We start from the raw sequence: 20,123 nt of genomic DNA, 5'->3' as shown, positions 1-20,123 counted from the left end.
CCCCACACCTCCACCCCCCTCCCACACCCCACACCCCTCACCCCATCAACCGGTGTCCCGTTCCCCCGTCCGCCCCCGCCTGCGAAATACTGGTGCTCCCCCGGCAGGCGGGGTCGGCACGATGGGAGCGGGCAGTGCAGGGCAGCGGAGACCAGGCGGAGTTCCTCGCGTTGGAGCGGGAGCTCTCCGTCTTCCTCCGGCGCGCCCGCGCGTCGTCGGGCGAGATGGCCAGGGAGCTCCACCCTGAGCTGGAGCCGGCGGCGTACGGCCTGCTGGTGCGCCTGGAGGACGCGGGCCGCCAGCGCGCCACGGACCTCGCGGCCTACTTCGGGGTCGGCAAGGCCACCATGAGCCGGCAGCTGCGGGCCCTGGAGGACCTCGGCCTGGTGGCCCGCGAGCCCGACCCGGCGGACGGGCGGGCGTACCTCATCGGGCTGACGCCGGAAGGGCGCGAGCGCTTCCTGCGGGTACGGGACGCACGGCGCGAGCAGTACATGCGCAAGCTCGCGGGCTGGGACCGCGGCGAGGTCGCGGAGCTGGCCCGACTGCTGAACCAGCTGAACGCGGGCACGGACTCCTGACCTCCGGGGGAAGGGCCGACCACCCTCTCCACTCACCCTCACCCCCACCCACCCTCACCCCCACCCACCCCCACAACTCCCCACCCCCCTACAACTCCACGAACACCACCGAAGCGTCATCGTGCCGCTTGCTGCGCGCGTCACCGCGCGGCCCCGACTCGATCGTCCGCACCCGGTCGACCAGCCCCCGCGCCCCCTCCTTGCGCAGCACCCCGAGGCACCGCGCCCAGTCGCCCTCCCCGAACGTGTCCGTCCACCGGCTCGCCCCGTCCGTCAGGGCCGCCAGCGCCCGCACCCGGTCGCGCGGCAGCGTGCCCGTGACCGCCAGCTCCGCCACCGCCGGGTCGGCGGCCGCCGTGTGGAACCCGCCCGGCGCGTTGCGCAGCGCGTCCGTGGCCGCCGTCGAGCGCAGCACCTCGCGCGGCACCCGGTCGAGCCGGTCGTCCCGTACGGCCGTGACGCGCCCGTCGCGGGACTCGACGAGCAGCACCGAGTCCGAGAGCACCAGGTGCTCCACCCGCTCCTCGTCCCAGCGCGCCAAGACCACCGTCGCCTGGGGAGTGCGGACGTGAGAAAGGTCACAGGTGTCGCGGTGGGCGTCGGCCGTGGCGGCGATCGCCGCCGCCAGGATCCGTTCGAGTGTCATGTCCCGCCGCGATCCGGACAGTTCGGTCAGCCGGCCGCCCAGGCCGGAGGTGAACCACGGCACCCCGTGCCGGCAGCCGTCCTCTCCGCGCGGCGGGGTCACCCCGTCCAGTGCGACCAGGACTCCGCCCTGGCCGAAGGCGGGTGCGAGGGCCGACACCCAGTCCTCGTTGGGGCGTTGCGGATCTCCGGGTGCCGTGGCCAGCTCGATGCGCATATGGACAGTCTGCCCGGGGTTGTCCCGGCCGGGGGCGGGTTTCGCGGGGTCGCCCGCCAATTAGTCCGTACCAGGATGAATGGCCTGTTCACACACGGACACGGGGCCTTCACTGACGGAATCCCCGGGTCCGCCCCGAGATGTGGGCGGGCATACTGCCAGGGCCCGCGGCGAGGTTCAACCACTCGTCCACGCGCGGCCCCTGGCGGCGGGATGTCCGAGTTGATCGCCAACTCTTCCCTGATGTTCACTCGTTCGAGTGGCCGGGCGGGCGATGCGCGCCCCTGCCCGAACCACACTTGGAATGGTCTGATGCGGTACGAGGGGCAGGGGCGTTTACTTGTTGACCGGCCGTCACCTCGGCCAGGACCCAGCCGGACGAAGGTGCCGCCGATCCGCTGATCGGCCGGCCCGGCGCTCCGGTGACGAGTAGACGAGCACACGTACAGGATTGCGAGCACCGGTGTCGAAGAAGCGGTCTCGGAAGAACGGCAGCGCCCCGGCAGGGACCGAGCGCACCGGAGACGCGACAGGCACCGGCAGCAGTGCCGGCCGCCCCAAGCGCGTCCGCAGCCGACTGGTCCTCGGCGTCGCCGTCGTCGGACTCACCGTCATAGGTGCGAGCGCCCCCGCCCTGGTCGCGGCCTCGGCCGATCTCAAGGACTCCCAGGGCCTGGTCACGCTCGCCGAGCGCACCCGCGCCACCGTCGCCCTCGCGCACGCGCTGGCGGACGAGCGCGACGCCGCCGTGACGTACGTCGCCCACGGCCGCGACGGGAAGGGCAAGGGCAAGGCCGCCGTCCAGGAGCGGGCCGCCCGCACCGACGCCCAGATCGAGGAGGTCCGCGGGGACGCCGACGGCGCCACCGGACGGGCCCTCGACCGCGTGAAGTCGGTCCGCGCCGCCGCCCTCACCGGCAAGGGCTCCGCCCTGGCCGCGCACGCCGCGTACTCCGAGATCCTCACCACCCTGCTCGCCCCCGGCGACGAGCTGGCCGAGCGCACCCCGCCGCGCGCCGAGGCGGCCCTGGCCGCCGGCCGAGCCCTCGCCCCGCTGACGCGGGCCGTCGAGCAGGCCTCCGCCGCCCGCGGGCTGCTCCTGGCCGCCCTCGCCGTGCCCGAGGCCGAGGAGGGCGGCACCGTCTACAACCCGGTCACCGGCCGGTACGAGGACGCCCCCGCCGGTCCCGAGGCGAAGGCCCGCAACGAGCTGACCACGGCCGGCCAGCGCGCCCGGGTACGCGAGCAGGCCGCGCTGGAGGACTTCGACCGCGCCGCCGGCCCCGACGTCCGCGAGACCCTGGTCGCCACCGTGAGCGGGCCCGAGGTCAAGGCCGCCGAGGGCTACCTCGCCAAGCTCACCGACGGCCCCGAGCTGTCCGCGAGCGACCGCAAACTGAACGCCGACACCGTCGGGGCCGCACTCAGCGCCCGGATCGACCGGATGCGGTCGGTGGAGTCCACCCTCACCGCCGAGCGCGCCACCGCGCTCGCCGCGCTGCGCGACGACGACGTGACCGAGGGCGAGGTGCTGCTCGGCCTGGCCGGCCTCCTGCTGCTGGTCGCCGTGGGCGTCTCCACCGCCGTGGCCCGCACGCTGACCCAGCCGCTCTCCGTACTCAAGCGCGGTGCCGAGCGGCTCGCCTCGCCCGACCACGAGGGCGGTTCCGACCCGGTCCGCTTCACGGGCCGCAACGACGAGTTCGCCGCCGTCGTCCGGTCCATCAACGAGATCCACGCCCGCGCCGAGGCCCAGTCCACCTCCCTGCACACCCGCATCGCCGGCCTCGACGCGGACCGGCGCCGCCTCATCGACCGCAACGACGCCCTGAGCGCCGCCAAGACCGGCCTCGACAGGGAGCTCGCCGAGCTGAAGGCGGGCCTGGAGGAGCACCGGCGCATCCTGATCACCACCTCGGTGTCCCTGTCGCTGCGCACCCTCGGCCTGGTCGAGCGCCAGCTGGCGGTCATCGAGCAGCTGGAGGCCAAGGAGCAGGACCCGGACCGCCTGGACACCCTCTTCAAGCTGGACCACCTGGCCACGGTCATGCGCCGCCACAACGAGAACCTGCTGGTCCTCGCGGGCCAGGAGCACGGCCACGGGCACGCCGGGCCGGTCCCCCTGGTGGACGTCATGCGCGCCGCGGTCAGCGAGATCGAGCGGTACGAGCGCGTCGACCTCCAGGCACTGCCCGCCTACACGCAGGTCGCCGGGCACGCCGCCGACGACATCTCGCACGTGGTCGCGGAGCTGCTGGAGAACGCCACGACCTTCTCGCCGCCGGACGCCAAGGTGAAGGTGTCGGGCTGGCTCACGGACGACGGCTCCGTCGTCGTGTCCGTCCAGGACGGCGGGATCGGCGTCACCGAGGACCGACTGGCGATGCTCAACGGGCGGCTGGCCGACCCCGAGGCGTTCGAGCAGGAGGACGAGGCCGAGCACGGCCTGGGGCTCGGGCTGTACGTCGCGGGTCGCCTCGCGGCGCGGCACGGCGTGACGGCCGAGCTGCGGGCGCAGCGCGGCGGCGGCACCGAGGCGCTGGTCGTCGTACCGGGGGCGCTGCTGCCGGACGTGCCGCCTGCGGCCCCCGACTACTCCGTCGGGACGCCCGGAGTGCCGGCGCTGCAGCTGCCCGGGTTCGTGGCCGAGGCCAACTCCAACGTCCTGCCGCCGCGGTTCCGGCCGGAGCTGCTGGAGACGCCGGCCGCCGAGGCCGTCGTCGAGGTGCCGGTCGTCGAGGACCTGGCCGTCGAGCCCGAGCTGCCGGTAGCCGAGACCGAGGCGTCGGCCGTCGAGCCCGAGCTGCCGGTAGCCGAGGACCTGTCCGCCGAGCCCGAGCTGCCCGTCGCGGAGGTCGCGCGACGCCGAGATCGACGCCGAGATCGACGCCGAGATCGACGCCGAGATCGACGCCGAGATCGACGCCGAGATCGACGCCGAGATCGACGCCGAGGCCGACGCGGACTTCGACACCGAGAACGACGCCGACACCGAGCCCGAGGCGCTGACCGACACCGAGCCCGAGGCGCTGACCGACACCGAGCCCGAGGCGCTGACCGACACCGAGCCCGAGGCGCTGACCGACTCCGCCCCCGCGACCGACCCCGCCCTCCCGGCGGAGACCGCCGTCGCGGAGGAGGAGCCGGCTCCCGCCGAGCCGGTCGAGGTCCACGAGGCCGTCGCCGACCCGGCGGAACCCGTCGACGGCGTGTACGTCGTACCGGGCTCGGCGCCGGCCGGGCGCGGACCCGCCCCGGTCGCCGACGCGACCGCCGCCGTGAGCATGGAGGACACCGGCGCCTGGCTGATCGCCGCGCCGCTGCCGCGCCAGGGCGGTTACGACGAGCCCGACCACCACGCCCGCACCAGCGAGGCGGACGGCGACGACGCGGCCGACGGCACCGGGCCGCACCACGGGGCTCACGGCACCGGGCCGCACCATGACGCGTACGGCGCGTACGACGCGTACGACACGCACCACGTCCCCGACTCCCACGCCGCCGAGGCGCGCCACCAGCCCCTCGGCGCCGACACGGACGAGGGACACGACGCGCTCGGTGGAGCCGCCGACGCCGAGGCCGCCGCAGGCGACGCCGAGGAGTCGACCGTCGAGGTCGAGCGCCCGCTCATCACCGACAAGGGACTGCCGAAGCGCACCCCCCGGATCGTCGACCACGGCACGGGGGAGGTCCGCAAGCCCGCGACACGGGTGGACGCGGAGGAACTGCGCCGTAGGCTCGGGGGGTTTTACCAGGGGGCCCGCGACGGGCGGCGCGTCGCAGACGCCGAGCTCGCCGAACAGCGGCAGCGGGCCCAGGACGAGGGGGACACCGTCGAGGAGGCACGCACGTGACCGCGCCCAGTACGTACGGACTGAGCACCCAGGCCCGCAACCTGCAGTGGCTGCTGACCGACCTGGTCGAGGAGGTGCCGGGGCTCGTCTCCGTCGCCGTCGTCTCCTCGGACGGGTTGCTGCTGCTGTCCTCCGACCCGGGGCATGCGAGCGCCGAACGGGCCGAGACCAAGGGGCCGCGGGGGGCCTCCGCCGATCTCGCCACCATCGTGTCCGGGCTGGGGAGCCTGACCGCCGGAGCCGCCCACCTCATGGACGGCGGCGGCGTCAAGCAGACCATGGTCTCCATGGAGCACGGCAGCGTGTTCGTCATGGCCATCAGCGACGGCTCGCTGCTGGGGGTGCACGCCACCCCCGACTGCGACATGAGCGTCGTCGCGTACCACATGGCCCTGTTCGTCGGCCGCGCCGGACACGTCCTGACCCCCGAAGTCCGCAGCGAGCTGCGCCAGTCCATGGAGAGAACCACGTGAGCGCGAGCCGGCTGCAGGCTCCCGAGCGCCCCGATCGCCTGCCGATACGCGGGGCGGACCGCCGCCCCGCCCGGGTCCGCCCTTACTCCCTCACCGGCGGCCGTACCCGCTTCGGGCACGTGCTGCTGGTGGAGACCTTCGTCGCCACGCTCGACGCCAGGGACGAGGCGCCCGCCCGCATGCCCGAGATGCGGGCCATCGTCGAGGTCTGCCGCCGCATGCGCACCGTGGCCGAGATATCTGCGCTGCTGAAGCTGCCGCTCGGCGTGGTCCGCGTCCTGCTGAGCGACCTCGCCGACCAGGGACGGATCCGCGTCTACGGCACGGGGCACGGCACCGGCCGCCCCGACCGCGCACTGCTCGAAAGGGTGCTCAGTGGGCTCCGCCGTCTCTGAACCGGTCTCCGCCGTGTCCGCGCCGACCGCTCCGTCCGCGCCCTCCGCGCCCCCCGCGTCGACCGCGCCCTCCGGGTCGACCGCGCCCTCCGGGTCGACCGCGCCCTCCGGGTCGACCGCGCCCTCCGGGTCGACCGCGCCGTCCGGGTCGACCGCGCCCTCCGCGCCGAGCGCGCCGTCCGACCCCTTCACGACCGCCACCGGGTCGTTCTCCTTCTTCGACCCCGACGAGGTCGGCCAGCCCTGGCAGTACGACCGCTCCCGCGCCCCCATCGCCGTCAAGGTGCTGGTCGCGGGCGGCTTCGGGGTCGGCAAGACCACGTTCGTCGGCTCGGTCTCCGAGATCACCCCGCTGCGCACCGAGGCCGTGATGACCGAGGCCAGCGCCCCGAGCGACGACCTGTCGGCCACCCCGGCCAAGAACACCACGACCGTGGCGATGGACTTCGGCCGCATCACCCTCGACGACGACCTCGTGCTCTACGTGTACGGGACCCCGGGCCAGGAGCGCTTCTGGTTCATGTGGGACGACCTCGTGCGCGGCGCGATCGGCGGCATCGTCCTGGCCGACACCCGGCGACTCGCCGACTGCTTCCCGGCCCTCGACTACTTCGAGAGCTGCGGGCTGCCGTACGCCGTGGCCGTCAACCACTTCGAGGGCAGCCAGCACTTCGAGCCGGAGGACGTGCGCGACGCGCTCACGATCCCGCCGCACGTACCGGTCGTGATCATGGACGCCCGGAAGCGGGTGACCGTCGTCGAGAGCCTCCTCACCCTCGTCGGCCACGCGCTCGACAACACCCCCGAATAGCCCCCGCGCACGGCGCGCGCACCCGCACGGCGCGCGCGGCGCGGTCATCGCACGATCCCCCCACCGCCCGGAGAGATGGAGCATCCGCCCATGCGGAAGATACTCGTCGTCGGGGCCGGCCAGTCCGGCCTGCAGCTCGCCCTCGGACTCCAGTCCAAGGGGTACGAGGTCACCCTCATGTCGAACCGCACCGCCGACGAGATCCGCTCCGGCCGGGTCATGTCCACCCAGTGCATGTTCGACACCGCGCTCCAGCACGAGCGGGACCTGAAGCTCGACTTCTGGGCGAGCCGGGCCCCGAAGATCCAGGGCCTCGGCGTCTCCGTCGCCGCCCCCGACGGCGGCCGCGCCGTCGACTGGCTCGGCCGCCTCAAGGGCCACGCCCAGTCCGTCGACCAGCGCGTCAAGATGGCCGGGTGGCTCGACACCTTCGCGCAGCGCGGCGGCCAGCTCGTGATCCACGGCGCCACCGTCTCCGACCTGGACTTCTTCGCGCGCACCTACGACCTGGTGCTGGTGGCCGCGGGCAAGGGCGAGCTCGTGTCGATGTTCGAGCGGAACGCGGCGCGGTCCCCGTACGACGCCCCGCAGCGCTCGCTGGCCGTCTCGTACGTGCACGGGCTCGGCCCGCGCCCGGAGCACCCGGACACCGAGGCCGTGCGCTGCAACCTCGTGCCGGGCGTCGGCGAACTCTTCGTCATGCCCACCCTCACCACCTCCGGCCGGGCCGACATCCTGTTCTGGGAGGGCCTGCCGGGTGGCCCGCTCGACGTCTTCCAGGGCATCAAGGACCCCGCCGAGCACCTGGCGCTCACCCTGGAGCTGATGGAGAGGTTCACGCCCTGGGAGTACGCGCGGGCCACCAAGGTCGAGCTGACCGACGCGGGCGGCACGCTGGCCGGCCGGTACGCGCCCGTCGTCCGCAACCCGATCGGACGGCTGCCCGGCGGCGGACTGGTGCTGGGCGTGGCGGACGTGGTCGTGGCCAACGACCCGATCACCGGGCAGGGCGCCAACTCGGCGGCCAAGTGCGCGGCCTCGTACCTGTCGTCGATCCTCATGCACGGCGACCGGCCCTTCGACGAGGCCTGGATGAAGGCCACGTTCGACAAGTTCTGGTTCACCACCGGCAAGCCGGTCACCGACTGGACGAACGCCATGCTGGGCGTGCCGCCGGAGCACGTGCTGAACCTGATCGGCGCGGCCGGTCAGCTCCAGCCGGTGGCGGATCGATTCGCCAACGGCTTCGACAACCCCTCCGACTTCGACGCGTACTTCTACGACCCGCAGGACGCGGCGGACTACCTCGCCGAGGTCGCCGCGGCGGTCCCGGCGGTCCCCGCTGTCCCGGCGCCGTCGAGGGCGGCCGACGGGGCCGCGGACGGGGCGTCCGTCGAGGCGTAGCCGGTGTCCGAGCCCGCCCCCGCCCCTCCGGGCAGCGGGGGCGGGGTGTAGGAGTCCAGCGGCCGGTCGGCGGGGTCCGGGCGGACGGCGCCCAGGAGCGGGTCGGCCGCGAGCGGCGACACCTTGACCCGGGCGCCGGGGCGCGGCGCCTGGATGACCTTGCCGCCGCCGATGTACAGGGCCACGTGCGTCGCCGTGGGGAAGTACAGCACCAGGTCGCCGGGCCGCAGCCGGTCCAGCGGCACCCTGGGCAACCGCGCCCACTGCTCCTGGCTGGTGCGGGGGACGGACCGGCCGGCGTGCGCCCAGGCCTGCGAGGTCAGCCCTGAGCAGTCGAAGGACCCCGGCCCCGCCGCGCCCCATGCGTACGGTTTCCCGATCTGCCGCGTGGCGTACGCGAGCGCGGCCCCGCCGGCGGCGGTGGGCGTCCGGTCCGCCGCCTCCGGACCCAGCCGGCCGGACTCCTCCAGCTCACGCTGTGCCTTCGCCGCGCCGGACTCCTCCAGCGCCGTCAGTCCGGCGAGCTGCGCCGCGGTGAGCGAGGCCAGCAGCCGCTCGACCTCGCCGAGCCGGGCGGTGACGGCGTCGCGCTGCTCCTTGCGCCGCTGGAGGAGGACCTGCTGGCCGTCGAGGGCCTTGCGGGCCCGGGCGGCCAGGGTGCCGGCCTGCTTCTCGGCACCGGCCAGGCGCCTCAGTACGGTCGCCTGGCGGGCGGCTTCGCGGCGGGCCAGGCGGCGTTCGTCCAGCGCCTGCTCCGGGTCGCCGGAGAGCAGCATGCGCAGGTACGGGGAGACGCGGCCGGCGCCCTGGTACTGGCGCCGGGCCAGTTCGCCGGCCGCGGCCCGGCTCGCGCCCAGGGCGTTGCGGGCCCGGCCCAGGTCACCGGTGAGCCGCCGCTCGTCCTTGCGGCGCTGCTTGAGGGCCTCCTCGGTGGCGTTGTAGGCCTCGGTGGCCTCCTCGGCCTGCCGGTAGAGCGTCCGGAGCCTGGTCAGGAGGCCGGCGACGCCGTCGGTGCCGGTGGCCCCGTTCGTGCCGGTGACCCCGTCGGCCTCGGGGGCGTGGGTCGCGTCGGGGGTGGCGGGGGCCTCGGGCGCGGCGGCCGGGCCGCTCGCCGCGGTGGTCGCGCCGGCCTCGGAGGCGGGTGGCGCGGGGACCGCCGGGGTCGCCGGGACCGCCGGGGCCGCGCCCGAGGCGGTCGGGGGCGCGGCGGCCACCAGGGCCACCCCGGCAGTCGCGGCCGCGCACACCAGGCGTCGGAGTCGTCCGGGCATTGCGATCACCTCCGTGGTACGGGAGGGATCGTGGCATGCGAAGTAGTACAAGTCGCACAAAAGTATCGGCCCTGCCGTCCCCGTCACCCGTCCGGCGGCCGCACGAGCGTCCGTCCGCACCCACCGAGCCCTACCGGGTCCTACCGAGCCCCACCGTGCCCTTCCGCGCCACTCCGTGCCCCACTTCTGACGTTTCTTCAGAGCACTATGACATAAGCGGACATAAGCTCAGGTTGCTTGCTACCGTCGCGATATGACCGCATTGACGGCAAAGGTGGTGGACGGGGCCCCGCCGCCCGTCGTACGCCACGTCCAGCGCAGCGGCGTCGAACTGGCCCTGCTCGTCGGGGCCGTCCTCGTCGTCCTCCTCGGTCACACCTGCGTCGCCCTCGCCACCCGCGGCCACGCCCCCGCCGACCTAGGCCGCCAGGCCCTCGGACTGACCGTCGCGGTCCTCCTCGGCCACCTCGCCGTGCGCTTCCTCGCCCCGTACGCGGACCCCCTGCTGCTGCCCATCGCGGTCCTCCTCAACGGCCTCGGCCTGGTCCTCATCCGACGCCTGGACCTGGCGACCCCCGACCAGCCCGCCGCCCGCGACCAGCTCGTGTGGTCGGCGCTCGGGCTCCTCCTCTTCGTCGCCGCCGTCGCCCTGCTGCGCGACCACCGCGTCCTGCAGAGGTACGCCTACCTCTCCATGGCCGCCGCCCTGCTGCTGATGCTGGTCCCGCTCCTCTTCCCCGCGATCAACGGCGCGCACATCTGGATCCGGGCCGGCGGCCTCTCCTTCCAGCCCGCCGAGCTCGCGAAGGTCCTGCTCGCCGTGTTCTTCGCCGCCTACCTGGCCGCGAACCGCACCGCCCTCGCCCTCACCGGCCGCCGGATCTGGGTCTTCCGGCTGCTGCCCGGCCGGGCCCTCGCGCCGATCCTGACGATCTGGCTCCTGAGCGTCGGGATGCTGGTCCTCGAACGGGACCTCGGCACCTCGCTCCTCTTCTTCGGCCTCTTCGTGATCATGCTGTTCGTGGCCACCGGCCGGATCGGCTGGACCGCCATCGGCCTGCTGCTCGCGGGCCTGGGCGCGTACGCCGTCGGCACGCTGGAGCCGCACGTCCACAGCCGCGTCCAGGACTGGCTGGACCCCTTCGCCTCCATCCGGGCCGGCCGGGGCCCGGGTCAACTGGCCCAGTCCCTCTTCGCCTTCGCCGAGGGCGGCACGCTCGGCACCGGGCTGGGCGCCGGCCACTCCATGCTCATCGGCTTCGCCGCCAAGTCCGACTTCATCCTGGCCACCGCGGGCGAGGAGCTCGGCCTGGTCGGGCTCAGCGCGATCCTGCTGCTGTACGGGCTGCTCGTGGCCCGCGGCTTCGCGGCCGGACTCGCCCTGCGCGACGCCTTCGGGCGGCTGCTGGCCACCGGGCTCGCCTCCATCCTGGCCCTGCAGGTGTTCGTGATCGCGGGCGGGGTGACCGGACTGATCCCCCTGACCGGCATGGCGATGCCCTTCCTGGCCCAGGGCGGCTCGTCGGTGGTGACCAACTGGCTCATCGTCGCGTTGCTGGTACGGCTCAGCGACTGCGCGCGAAGACCCGTACCGGAGGCGGAGGAAGCAGGGTGATCCGTACTGCTCGCGCCACGCGGACGGCCCGTACCGCGACGACTGCCCGCCCCACCCGGACGGGGCGGACCGCCCGGACGGCCGCGAACGGCAGGAGGAGCCGCCCGTGATCCGCTACATCCGCTGGTCGGCGGCCTTCTGCCTGCTGCTGTTCGGCGCGCTGCTGGTGGGAGCCACCCGGCTGCAGGTGGTGCGGGCCGGCGAGCTGTCCGACAACCCCGCCAACAAGCGCGGCAGCATCGCCCGGTACGCCCACCCGCGCGGCGACATCCTCGTCGACGGCCGGCCCGTCACCGGCTCCCGGGACAGCGGTCAGGCCCTGCGCTGGGAGCGCACGTACGCGAACGGGCCCCTGTACGCGCCGGTCACCGGCTTCGCCTCGCAGACCTACGGCACCAGCTTCGTCGAGCGGGCCGAGGACTCCGTCCTGGGCGGCACCAGCCCGCTGCTCTCCGCCCTTCCGCTCTGGCACGACCTCACCCGGCGCCCGCCCGCCGCCGGCCACGCCGCGACCACCGTCCGGGCCCAGGTGCAGCTGGCCGCCTACACCGGCCTGGCCGGGCGGCGCGGGGCGGTGGCCGCGCTGGAGCCCGCCACCGGCCGGATCCTGGCCCTGGTCAGCAGCCCCTCGTACGACCCGGCGGCGCTCTCGGGCACCGGCGCGGCGGTGCGCCGGGCCTGGGCGCGGCTGAACGCCGACCCGGACCGGCCCATGCTCAACCGCGCACTGCGGGAGACGTACCCGCCCGGCTCCACCTTCAAGATCGTGACGGCGGCGGCCGCACTGGACGCGGACGTGGTCACGGACGTGGACGCACCGACCCGCACCCCGGACCCGTACGTGCTGCCCGGCACCACCACCCCGCTGCCGAACGCCTCGCGCGGCTGCGAGGACGCCTCCATGGCGGAGGCGATCCAGTGGTCGTGCAACACCGTGATGGCGAAGATCGGCGTCGAGGTCGGCCTGCGCGGGATGGTGGAGGCGGCGGAACGGTTCGGCTTCAACGACGCGGGGCTCCGGGTGCCGTCGTGGGTCTCGCGCTCGAACTTCGACACCGACATGAGCCCGGACCAGCTCGCGCTGTCGTCCATCGGGCAGTTCAACACCCGGGCCACGCCGCTGCAGATGGCGATGGTGGCGGCCGCGGTGGCGGGCGGCGGCGACCTGAAGTACCCGTACCTGGTGGAGGCCGCGACCCGGTCGGACGGCGAGCCGGTGCGCCGGGGCCGCCAGCGCAGCCTGCACCGGGCCATGAACCCGGCCACCGCACTACGGCTGCAGCGGCTGATGCGGGCGGTGGTCGAGGAGGGCACCGGGCGCAACGCGGCCATCCCCGGCGCCGAGGTGGGCGGCAAGACCGGCACCGCCCAGCACGGGGTGGGCAACGCGGGCACCCCGTACGCGTGGTTCATCGCCTGGGCCCGGGCCGAGGACGCGCCGGTGCCGGGGGTCGCGGTGGCCGTGGTCGTCGAGGACGCCGAGGCGGACCGGGGGGACATCAGCGGCAACAGCAGTGCGGCCCCGATCGCCCGGGCGGTGATGGAGGCGGCGCTGTACGGGGAGGACGCCCCGCGGCGGCCCGGCGCCCCCGTCGTACGCCCCTCCGCGCGGCCCGCCCGTCCCACCCCTTGATCACGCCTGCCGGAGCGCCCGACTCCGGCCGTATCGTGCGGACATGACTGAAACCATCCGCCACGAGCTCGCACAGGTGAACATAGCCCTCCCCAAGTACCCCGTGGACGCAGTGGAGTTCAAGGACTTCATGGACGGGCTCGACCCCGTCAACGCCGTCGCCGACGCCGCCGACGGCTTCGTCTGGCGCCTCCAGGACGCCTCCGGCAACGCCACCGCCCTCCGGCTCGACGGCGACGACGCCCTCATGGTCAACCTCTCGGTCTGGCGGGACACCGACGCGCTGACCGCCTTCATGTACCAGGGCCTGCACCGCGAGTTCCTGACCCGCCGCCGCGAGTGGTTCGAGCACCTCACCGAGGTGGCCACCGCCCTGTGGTGGGTCGAGGGGGGACACCGTCCCTCCGTGGCCGAGGCCGGCGAGCGCCTCGCCCACCTCCGTGCCCACGGCCCCACCCCCCACGCCTTCACCCTCCGCACGTCCTTCCCGCCGCCGGCGTGACCGCGCCGCCCTCGCCCGCGCCCTCGGCGATCGTGGCCCGGACCTCGGCGGCGCGGGCGCGTTCCTCCGCCGCGAACCGCTCGCGGTCCAGGGCCTCGGCGACCTCCTCGTCCTGGGTCATGAGCAGGTCGAGGTTGGAGTCGCCCATCTCGAAGACGCCCATGTCGAGGTACGCCTTCTGGAGGCGCTCGCCCCACAGGCCGATGTCCTTCACGCACGGCACGATCCGGCTGAACAGCAGCCGGCGGAACAGGTGCAGGAACTCGGACTGCTCGGAGAGCTCCTCGGCCTCCGCCTTCGGGATGCCGAAGTTCTCCAGCACCTCCACCCCGCGCAACCGGTCGCGCATCAGGTAGCAGCCCTCGATCACGAACTCCTCCCGCTCGCGCAGTTCGGCGTCCGTGAGCTGCTTGTAGTGGTCCCGCAGGGCCATCCGCCCGAAGGCCACGTGCCGGGCCTCGTCCTGCATGACGTACGCCAGGATCTGCTTCGGCAGCGGCTTGTCGGTGGTGTCGCGGATCATGCCGAACGCGGCCAGCGCGAGGCCCTCGATCAGCACCTGCATGCCGAGGTAGGGCATGTCCCAGCGGGAGTCGCGCAGGGTGTCGCCCAGCAGTCCCTGGAGGTTGTCGTTGATCGGGTAGAGCATCCCGATCTTGTCGTGCAGGAAGCGGGCGTAGATCTCGGCGTGCCGGGCCTCGTCCATGGTCTGGGTCGCCGAGTAGAACTTCGCGTCCAGGTCCGGTACGGACTCCACGATCCGCGCCGCGCACACCATGGCGCCCTGCTCGCCGTGCAGGAACTGGCTGAACTGCCAGGCGGTGTAGTGCCGGCGCAGGTCGCCCTTGTCCTTGTCGGTCATCTTCGCCCAGTGCCGGGTGCCGTGCAGGGTCAGCACCTCGTCCGGGGTGCCCAGCGGGTCGTACGGGTCGACCTCCAGGTCCCAGTCGATCCGCTTGGCGCCGTCCCACTGCTTGTCCTTGCCCTTCTGGTAGAGGGCCAGGAGCCGGTCGCGGCCGCCGTCGTACTCCCAGTTGAAGCGGGCGGAGCCGGCGGACGGGACGGACCAGATCGGCTCACCCGGGTCGGTCGTGTAGAGCTCGTGCGTCGCCACCGACGCCCCCTTGTCTCGCGCTGTGGCGCGGAAGTGCCGTACATGACGGGACGGTTGGCAGGTTCACACGTTGGTAGACGCCGGGTCAACAACTCGTGCGCGAGGGATTGACGGCGTTGCTGACGAGGAGTCTCATAAGGGGTGACCGTTGGTGACCCACGTCCGCACGAGGAGTCGGAACCCATGACGACCGCGACCGACCGCACCGTCCTGCGGGACGCGCTCGGCCTGCTCAAGGACCGCGAGCAGATTGCCGAGCGGCTGCTCGACTCCTCCGCCAGGCACTCCTTCGACCCGGACGAGGAGCTCGACTGGGACGCACCCCCGGTCGAGGGCAAGTGGTACTGGCCGCCCGAGCTGGTCTCCCTCTACGACACCCCGCTGTGGAAGCGGATGTCCGAGGAGCAGCGCATGGAGCTGGCCCGCCACGAGGCCGCCTCGCTCGCCTCCCTCGGCATCTGGTTCGAGATCATCCTCATGCAGCTGCTCGTCCGCCACATCTACGACAAGTCCCTGACCAGCAACCACGTCCGGTACGCCCTCACCGAGATCGCGGACGAGTGCCGGCACTCGATGATGTTCGCCCGCCTCATCAAGACCGGCGGCGCCCCCGCGTACCCGGTCTCCCGCCTCAACCACAACCTCGCCCGGATCCTCAAGACCGTCTCCACCACCCCGGGCTCCTTCGCCTGCACCCTGCTCGGCGAGGAGATCCTCGACTGGATGCAGCGCCTGACCTTCCCGGACGAGCGCGTGCAGCCGCTGGTGCGCGGGGTCACCCGCATCCACGTGGTCGAGGAGGCCCGGCACGTCCGGTACGCCCGCGAGGAGCTGCGGCGCCAGATGGTCACCGCCCCGCGCTGGGAACGCGAACTGACCCGGATCAGCTGCGGCGAGGCCGCCCGCGTCTTCTCCGTCGCCTTCGTCAACCCCGCGGTGTACGACAACGTCGGCCTGGACCGCCGCGAGGCCGTGGCCCAGGTCAAGGCCAGCGGTCACCGCCGCGAGGTGATGCAGACCGGCGCGAAGCGGCTGACCGACTTCCTCGACGACATCGGCGTGCTCAACGGCATCGGGCGCCGGCTGTGGCGGAGCTCGGGACTGCTGGCCTGAGGCCGCCCGGGCTGCGGCGGGGTGCGGTTACGCTGCGGGGCATGACGCCCCGGCCGCCCGTACCGCGTACAGCCTCCGCCGCCGCATCCCGTACAGCTTCATCCCGTACAGCTTCCCCCTCCGCATCCGCAGCTGGTGCGGGCTCCGCCTCCGCAGCTGGTGCGGGCTCGGCATCCGCAGGTGGTGCGGGCTCCGCCTGCGCCCCGGCCGCGCCGGCCCGGCCCGCGTACCGCAGGCTCAGCGTGGCGGAGCGGCGCGGCCAGCTGCTGGAGGCGGCGCTGTCGCTCTTCGCCCACCGGTCACCGGACGAGGTCTCGCTCGACGACGTGGCCGAGGCTGCCGGCGTCTCGCGCCCCCTGGTCTACCGCTACTTCCCCGGGGGCAAACAGCAGTTGTACGAGGCCGCCCTGCGGTCCGCGGCCGAGGAGCTCGAACTGTGCTTCGCCGAGGCCCACTCGGGGCCGCTGACCCGCCGGCTGACCCGGGTCCTCGACCGCTACCTCGCCTTCGTCGACCAGCACGACGCCGGGTTCAGCGCCCTGCTCCAGGGCGGCAGCATGGCCGAGACCTCCCGCACCAGCGCCACCGTCGACGGGGTGCGACGGGCCGCGGCCGAGCAGATCCTGCTCCACCTGGCCGTCCCCGAACCGGGGCCGCGACTTCGGATGATGGTGCGCACCTGGATCGCCGCGGTGGAGGCGGCCTCCCTGATCTGGCTGGACGAGGGCAAGCGGCCGCCGGTCGACGAGCTGCGCGACTGGCTCGTGGACCACTTCGTCTCGCTGCTCACGGTCACGGCCGCCACCGACCCGCAGACCGCGGCCGCGGCCCGGGCGGCACTGGCGCTGGAGGCGCCGGAGGGGCCGGTGGGAAGCCTGGTCAGACGGGTGGCCCCGATCGTGTCGGATGCGGCGCACCTGCTGTGACGCCGCGGGCGGCGCGTCCTGCGGCGGAGGGTGGGGGTTGCCGGGGCGGGGGCGGCAGGCCTCCGGCGGCGGGCGGTGGCTTCTCGCGGTGGGGGCGGTGGGCCTTCCGTGGCGGCGGGTGGTGGGCCTTCCGCGGTGGGGGTGGTGGGCCTTCCGCGGCGGGGGTGGGGCACCTGGCGTGACACCGCCGGCCGCACCTGCTGTGACACTGGTGGGGTGAAGAGCTCCGACACCCGCTTCGAGGGGGGCCCGATGGACGGGCGCGTGCTGCCCGTCCTGCTCGGCCCCACCGGCCACCCGCCGAAGCAGTACGAGATTCCGGTCCCCGACGCCGCCGGCGGCCCGCCGACGGTCCTCGTCTACCGCCGGGTCCCGGCCGGCTACTCGAAACGGCTCGGCCTGCAGACCGGCTGGAAGTACGAGTGGGACCCCACGGGCGAGCGCCGACGGCTGCGCTGGCCCTGGTCGAAGCCGCGGCCCGGGGCGCGGGACGGGGCCGACGGGTCCGGGGACGGCTCCCGGGAGGGAGCCGGCGACGGGGAGTCGTGAGCGGTCCGGCCCGCTGAGGTCCTCCCCTCCGCCGGACACCCCCTGGTAGTGCTTTGTACTAGTCCGCCCCCGGTGGCACCGGCGCGTCGCGCGGGTCCGGCGCCGGGAGGGTGAGCACCGCCAGCGCCCCGCCGTCCGGGGCGTTGCGGAACGCCAGACCGGCGCCGATCGCCGCCGCCTGCCCGACCGCGATGGTCAGCCCGAGGCCGTGCCCCTTGACCCCGGCCTTCGGCTCGGTGCGGAACCGCTGCGGCCCGTGCGCCAGCAGGTAGTCCGGGTAGCCGTCGCCGTGGTCCCGTACCGTCACCACCGGGCCGTCCACGGTCACCACCACCGGGGTGCGGCCGTGCTGGTGGGCGTTGCCCACCAGGTTGCCGAGCACCCGCTCCAGCCGCCGCCGGTCCGTCTCCACGTACAGGTCCCGCACGACCACCACCCGCGTGTCCGTGCCGGAGGCGCGCACCGTCCGCTCCGCGAGCGGCCCGAGCGGGTGGAGGTCCGTCTCGATCTGCTCGCGGCCGGTGTCCAGGCGCGAGATCTCCAGCAGGTCCTCGGTCAGCTGCCGCATCGTGCGCACGCGCTCGCGCACCAGCTCCGTCGGGCGCCCCTCGGGCAGCAGTTCGGCCGCGGCCGTCAGGCCGGTGAGCGGGGTGCGCAGCTCGTGCGCGACGTCCGCCGTGAATCGCTGCTCGACCAGCAGCTTGGCCTGGAGGGTGGAGGCCATCGTGTCCAGGGCCCCGGCGACCGTGGCCACCTCGTCCTGGGGGCGCGAGGGGTCCTTCGTACGGGGGTCGGCCACGCGCGCGTCCAGGTCTCCCTGGCTGATCCGGCGGGCCACCGTCGCGGCCAGGTGCAGCCGACGGGTGACGCGGGTGACGGCGAACGCCCCGACCAGCAGCGTGCCGCCGATCGCGAGCACGGCGGAGCCGATGATCGCGTTGTCGAGGCCGCTGATCGTGCGGGCGCTCTGGCTGTAGTCGACGGCGGAGGCCAGCGCGTGGCCGTCGGCCGGGGCCGCCGCCCACATGGTGGGGATGCCCTGGTAGTCGGCCACCATCGTGCCGCGCAGCCCGCCGACCGCCAGCCGGCGCAGCGAGGGCGGCAGGCCGTCGGGGTCGATGCCGGAGCCCGGGGGGAGCGCCTCGCCCGCCTCGTAGGCGCGGGCCGCGTCGGTGAGCTTGGACAGCGCCTTGTCGCGGGCGGTGTCCACGGTCTGGCGGGTGACCTCGACGTGCACGAGCGCACCGAGCACGGCGGCGAGGGCGCAGCACATGACGGCGATGAAGCAGGCCGACTTCCAGGTCAGCGTCGCCGTCCAGGCGGGCAGGCGGGGTCTTCTCACCGGACCGCCGCCGGCGGGGAGGCCTCCGGGGTGAGGAGGGGCGCGGGCGCGGCGGCCGAGGCGATGGGGGAGGAGGGCGGGCCGAAGGGCACGGTGCTCGTGTCCTCGCCCTCGGGGCCGGCGGCGCCCGAGCCGGGGGCGGCGGAGCTGGTGCCCGTGGAGCCGGTGCCCGTGGAACTGGTGCCTGGGGAACTGGTGCCTGGGGACCCGGTGCCCGTGGAGCTGGTGCCGACGGATCCGGTTCCCATGGCTCCGGTTCCTGTGGATCCGTTCGGGCGCGGCTGCGTCACGCGCACGATCTGGTCGCGGGTGATCAGCATGGTCCGCTGGTGCTCGTCCCAGGACCAGGCAGTGATCCACTCGTATCCGGGATTGCCGCCCGGGGCGCGCAGGACGATGTCCCGCCCGGCCAGCTCGACGCTGATCACCGCGTCCTGGGTACCCATGATCCGGTTCAGGCGGCCGTCGGGGTCGGCGGTGTAGGCGCGTACGGCCAGCTGGTCGTCCGGCATCTCGATGCCGATGATCAGCTCGTCGAGGCCGTTGCCGGTCAGGTCCCGGTAGTAGGGCGCGAGCACCGGGCACTTCGGGGCTCCCGCGGTCTTGCAGGCCTCGACGGCCCGTACGGTCTCGGCGGGCAGGGCGACGGGCCCGCTCGCGGCGCCTCCGTTGGCCTTGACCTCGGCCTTGACCAGGGCGAGCGGGTCGACCTCGTGGACGTTCTGGCGGGTCACGCGCGGGATGCCCTGCACGTACTCGGGCGGGTTGCCGCCGGGGTCCGGGGGCAGGATCGTGGCGCCCTTGCGCTGGGGCCACAGGTGGACGGGCCCGCTCGCGATCGGGGTCGGGCCGGCGCTCTCCAGACGGCCGGCGTCGCCGCAGCCCGTCGCGGCGGCGGCGACGGCGGCGACGAGCAGTGCCGGCAGTACGGCCCGGCGGACTGCCGCCTGCGGCGGTGGCGTACGGCGCGGTCTCACGGCCCTCCCGGGTCCTGGTGCTGGGCTCGACTCGTGCTGGGCACCGTCAACCGTATTCGGCGAGATTTCCTTTTCGTCTGATGGTCGGGTCTCGCCTTCGTCCGCCTGCCGGGTCCCGTGGGTGTCCGCCCGGTGGAACTCGCCGGCGTTCGGCGGCCGGGTGCGGCCGAGGGCTACCGGCCGGTCTTCACTGACCGGGCACGCCGCCCGCGCGCCGTCCGCCCGGCCCGCCCCGGCCGCCGGCGATCCGGGTCGCTCCCGCATCCCCGGCCCGCTGCGCCACGGCATCAGTCCCGGACGCCGTACGTACGGCCGCGGCGCAGCATCGCGAATCCGAGGCCCGCGGCACCGACGGCGGCCATGCCCGCGCCCGCGCCGATCATCAGGACCCCGTCGCCGGGGCCGGAGTAGGGGTCGGCTGCGACGCCGGGTCGCAGCGACTGCATGCCCGCCTGGACCGCGGCCAGCGGCTTGGCGACGACCACGGAGCGCTCCCCGGCGAGGGCGAGGGGGGTCTGGCGCGCGTGGCGGGCATGGGCGGTGCGGTGCCCCGCGGTAGAGGTGTCGGCGAGTGCGACGGAGGCGGGCAGCGCCAGCACGCTCGCGGCGAGCGCGGTCACGGCGGCGGCCCGGACGGCGACGGTGCGGCGGTGGGTGCTCACGGGGGTGTCCTCGGGGTTGGGGGGGGTTGGGGGGTGGTG

18 protein-coding genes are annotated in these 20,123 nt (G+C 74.2%); 12 read left to right on the top strand and 6 right to left on the bottom strand.

Features of this window, described 5'->3' with window-relative positions:
* Positions 1 to 134: 134 nt before the first annotated feature.
* Positions 135 to 581, top strand: a complete 447-nt coding sequence (locus IF43_RS0134190; protein ID WP_107048665.1) for a MarR family winged helix-turn-helix transcriptional regulator — start codon at positions 135 to 137, stop codon at positions 579 to 581.
* A gap of 88 nt (positions 582 to 669) precedes the next feature.
* Here the strand turns inward: IF43_RS0134190 and IF43_RS0134185 are convergent, their stop codons facing one another.
* Positions 670 to 1,443 carry a protein phosphatase 2C domain-containing protein gene (locus IF43_RS0134185; RefSeq protein WP_030210247.1) on the bottom strand — a complete coding sequence of 258 codons (774 nt, stop codon included), beginning with the start codon at positions 1,441 to 1,443 and terminating at the stop codon, positions 670 to 672.
* A 463-nt stretch (positions 1,444 to 1,906) separates the two neighbouring features.
* On the opposite strand from IF43_RS0134185, the gene IF43_RS0134180 reads away from it, so the two are divergent.
* From IF43_RS0134180 to IF43_RS0134155, 5 genes are all read left to right on the top strand, one after another.
* A complete protein-coding gene (locus tag IF43_RS0134180) occupies positions 1,907 to 4,888 on the top strand; it encodes a nitrate- and nitrite sensing domain-containing protein (protein ID WP_051796808.1) in 2,982 nt (993 codons plus the stop codon).
* Between the two features lie 405 nt (positions 4,889 to 5,293).
* Complete coding sequence (locus IF43_RS0134170; protein ID WP_030210238.1) at positions 5,294 to 5,770, top strand: roadblock/LC7 domain-containing protein; 477 nt, start codon at positions 5,294 to 5,296, stop codon at positions 5,768 to 5,770.
* Complete coding sequence (locus IF43_RS0134165) at positions 5,767 to 6,165, top strand: DUF742 domain-containing protein (RefSeq protein ID WP_234332636.1); 399 nt, start codon at positions 5,767 to 5,769, stop codon at positions 6,163 to 6,165. Before IF43_RS0134170 ends, IF43_RS0134165 begins: the two co-directional genes overlap by 4 nt.
* A 13-nt stretch (positions 6,166 to 6,178) precedes the next feature.
* Positions 6,179 to 6,976, top strand: a complete 798-nt coding sequence (locus IF43_RS0134160) for an ATP/GTP-binding protein (RefSeq protein ID WP_234332635.1) — start codon at positions 6,179 to 6,181, stop codon at positions 6,974 to 6,976.
* A gap of 90 nt (positions 6,977 to 7,066) precedes the next feature.
* Positions 7,067 to 8,380: a styrene monooxygenase/indole monooxygenase family protein gene (locus IF43_RS0134155; RefSeq protein WP_030210232.1), complete on the top strand. Its 1,314-nt coding sequence runs from the start codon at positions 7,067 to 7,069 to the stop codon at positions 8,378 to 8,380.
* On the opposite strand, the gene IF43_RS0134150 is transcribed toward IF43_RS0134155, so the two are convergent.
* Positions 8,278 to 9,651: a C40 family peptidase gene (locus tag IF43_RS0134150; protein WP_078910665.1), complete on the bottom strand. Its 1,374-nt coding sequence runs from the start codon at positions 9,649 to 9,651 to the stop codon at positions 8,278 to 8,280. The two genes, IF43_RS0134155 and IF43_RS0134150, sit on opposite strands and share 103 nt — an antisense overlap.
* 253 nt (positions 9,652 to 9,904) lie before the next feature.
* Between IF43_RS0134150 and IF43_RS0134145 the strand changes: the two genes are divergently transcribed.
* The 3 genes from IF43_RS0134145 to IF43_RS0134135 all read left to right on the top strand — a co-directional run bounded on the left by IF43_RS0134145 (position 9,905) and on the right by IF43_RS0134135 (position 13,401).
* Positions 9,905 to 11,266 carry an FtsW/RodA/SpoVE family cell cycle protein gene (locus IF43_RS0134145; protein WP_030210227.1) on the top strand — a complete coding sequence of 454 codons (1,362 nt, stop codon included), beginning with the start codon at positions 9,905 to 9,907 and terminating at the stop codon, positions 11,264 to 11,266.
* A 106-nt stretch (positions 11,267 to 11,372) separates the two neighbouring features.
* Positions 11,373 to 12,899: a penicillin-binding transpeptidase domain-containing protein gene (locus IF43_RS0134140; RefSeq protein WP_078910664.1), complete on the top strand. Its 1,527-nt coding sequence runs from the start codon at positions 11,373 to 11,375 to the stop codon at positions 12,897 to 12,899.
* A 43-nt stretch (positions 12,900 to 12,942) separates the two neighbouring features.
* Positions 12,943 to 13,401: a DUF3291 domain-containing protein gene (locus IF43_RS0134135; RefSeq protein WP_030210225.1), complete on the top strand. Its 459-nt coding sequence runs from the start codon at positions 12,943 to 12,945 to the stop codon at positions 13,399 to 13,401.
* Here IF43_RS0134135 and IF43_RS0134130 read toward each other — a convergent pair.
* Positions 13,367 to 14,515 carry a ferritin-like domain-containing protein gene (locus IF43_RS0134130; protein WP_051796806.1) on the bottom strand — a complete coding sequence of 383 codons (1,149 nt, stop codon included), beginning with the start codon at positions 14,513 to 14,515 and terminating at the stop codon, positions 13,367 to 13,369. The two genes, IF43_RS0134135 and IF43_RS0134130, sit on opposite strands and share 35 nt — an antisense overlap.
* A gap of 183 nt (positions 14,516 to 14,698) precedes the next feature.
* Between IF43_RS0134130 and IF43_RS0134125 the strand changes: the two genes are divergently transcribed.
* The 3 genes from IF43_RS0134125 to IF43_RS0134110 all read left to right on the top strand — a co-directional run bounded on the left by IF43_RS0134125 (position 14,699) and on the right by IF43_RS0134110 (position 17,103).
* Positions 14,699 to 15,628: a diiron oxygenase gene (locus tag IF43_RS0134125; protein ID WP_030210223.1), complete on the top strand. Its 930-nt coding sequence runs from the start codon at positions 14,699 to 14,701 to the stop codon at positions 15,626 to 15,628.
* A gap of 41 nt (positions 15,629 to 15,669) precedes the next feature.
* A complete protein-coding gene (locus IF43_RS0134115) occupies positions 15,670 to 16,554 on the top strand; it encodes a TetR/AcrR family transcriptional regulator (protein WP_199922831.1) in 885 nt (294 codons plus the stop codon).
* A 216-nt stretch (positions 16,555 to 16,770) separates the two neighbouring features.
* Positions 16,771 to 17,103, top strand: coding sequence for a hypothetical protein (locus tag IF43_RS0134110; RefSeq protein WP_051796804.1), 333 nt, complete (start codon positions 16,771 to 16,773; stop codon positions 17,101 to 17,103).
* Positions 17,104 to 17,161: 58 nt separating this feature from the next.
* Here the strand turns inward: IF43_RS0134110 and IF43_RS0134105 are convergent, their stop codons facing one another.
* The 3 genes from IF43_RS0134105 to IF43_RS0134095 form a co-directional block, all read right to left on the bottom strand.
* Positions 17,162 to 18,445 carry a HAMP domain-containing sensor histidine kinase gene (locus tag IF43_RS0134105; RefSeq protein WP_030210216.1) on the bottom strand — a complete coding sequence of 428 codons (1,284 nt, stop codon included), beginning with the start codon at positions 18,443 to 18,445 and terminating at the stop codon, positions 17,162 to 17,164.
* Positions 18,442 to 19,422 carry a hypothetical protein gene (locus IF43_RS0134100; protein WP_063753446.1) on the bottom strand — a complete coding sequence of 327 codons (981 nt, stop codon included), beginning with the start codon at positions 19,420 to 19,422 and terminating at the stop codon, positions 18,442 to 18,444. Before IF43_RS0134100 ends, IF43_RS0134105 begins: the two co-directional genes overlap by 4 nt.
* 287 nt (positions 19,423 to 19,709) lie before the next feature.
* On the bottom strand, positions 19,710 to 20,084 hold the full coding sequence (locus tag IF43_RS0134095) for a hypothetical protein (protein ID WP_030210210.1): 375 nt from the start codon (positions 20,082 to 20,084) through the stop codon (positions 19,710 to 19,712).
* Positions 20,085 to 20,123: the final 39 nt, after the last annotated feature.

This window comes from Streptomyces sp. NRRL S-87 (genome assembly GCF_000719335.1).
Lineage (GTDB): Bacteria > Actinomycetota > Actinomycetes > Streptomycetales > Streptomycetaceae > Streptomyces.
This window is presented reverse-complemented; position numbering and strand designations above follow the sequence as displayed.

Bases quoted from the DNA above. Each gene is read 5' to 3' on its own strand.
- IF43_RS0134125 (WP_030210223.1), top strand. From the start codon at position 14,699: ATGACGACCGCGACCGACCGCACCGTCCTGCGGGACGCGCTCGGCCTG.
- IF43_RS0134135 (WP_030210225.1), top strand. From the start codon at position 12,943: ATGACTGAAACCATCCGCCACGAGCTCGCACAGGTGAACATAGCCCTC.
- IF43_RS0134185 (WP_030210247.1), bottom strand. From the start codon at position 1,443: ATGCGCATCGAGCTGGCCACGGCACCCGGAGATCCGCAACGCCCCAAC.
- IF43_RS0134145 (WP_030210227.1), top strand. From the start codon at position 9,905: ATGACCGCATTGACGGCAAAGGTGGTGGACGGGGCCCCGCCGCCCGTC.
- IF43_RS0134115 (WP_199922831.1), top strand. From the start codon at position 15,670: ATGACGCCCCGGCCGCCCGTACCGCGTACAGCCTCCGCCGCCGCATCC.
- IF43_RS0134155 (WP_030210232.1), top strand. From the start codon at position 7,067: ATGCGGAAGATACTCGTCGTCGGGGCCGGCCAGTCCGGCCTGCAGCTC.
- IF43_RS0134150 (WP_078910665.1), bottom strand. From the start codon at position 9,651: ATGCCCGGACGACTCCGACGCCTGGTGTGCGCGGCCGCGACTGCCGGG.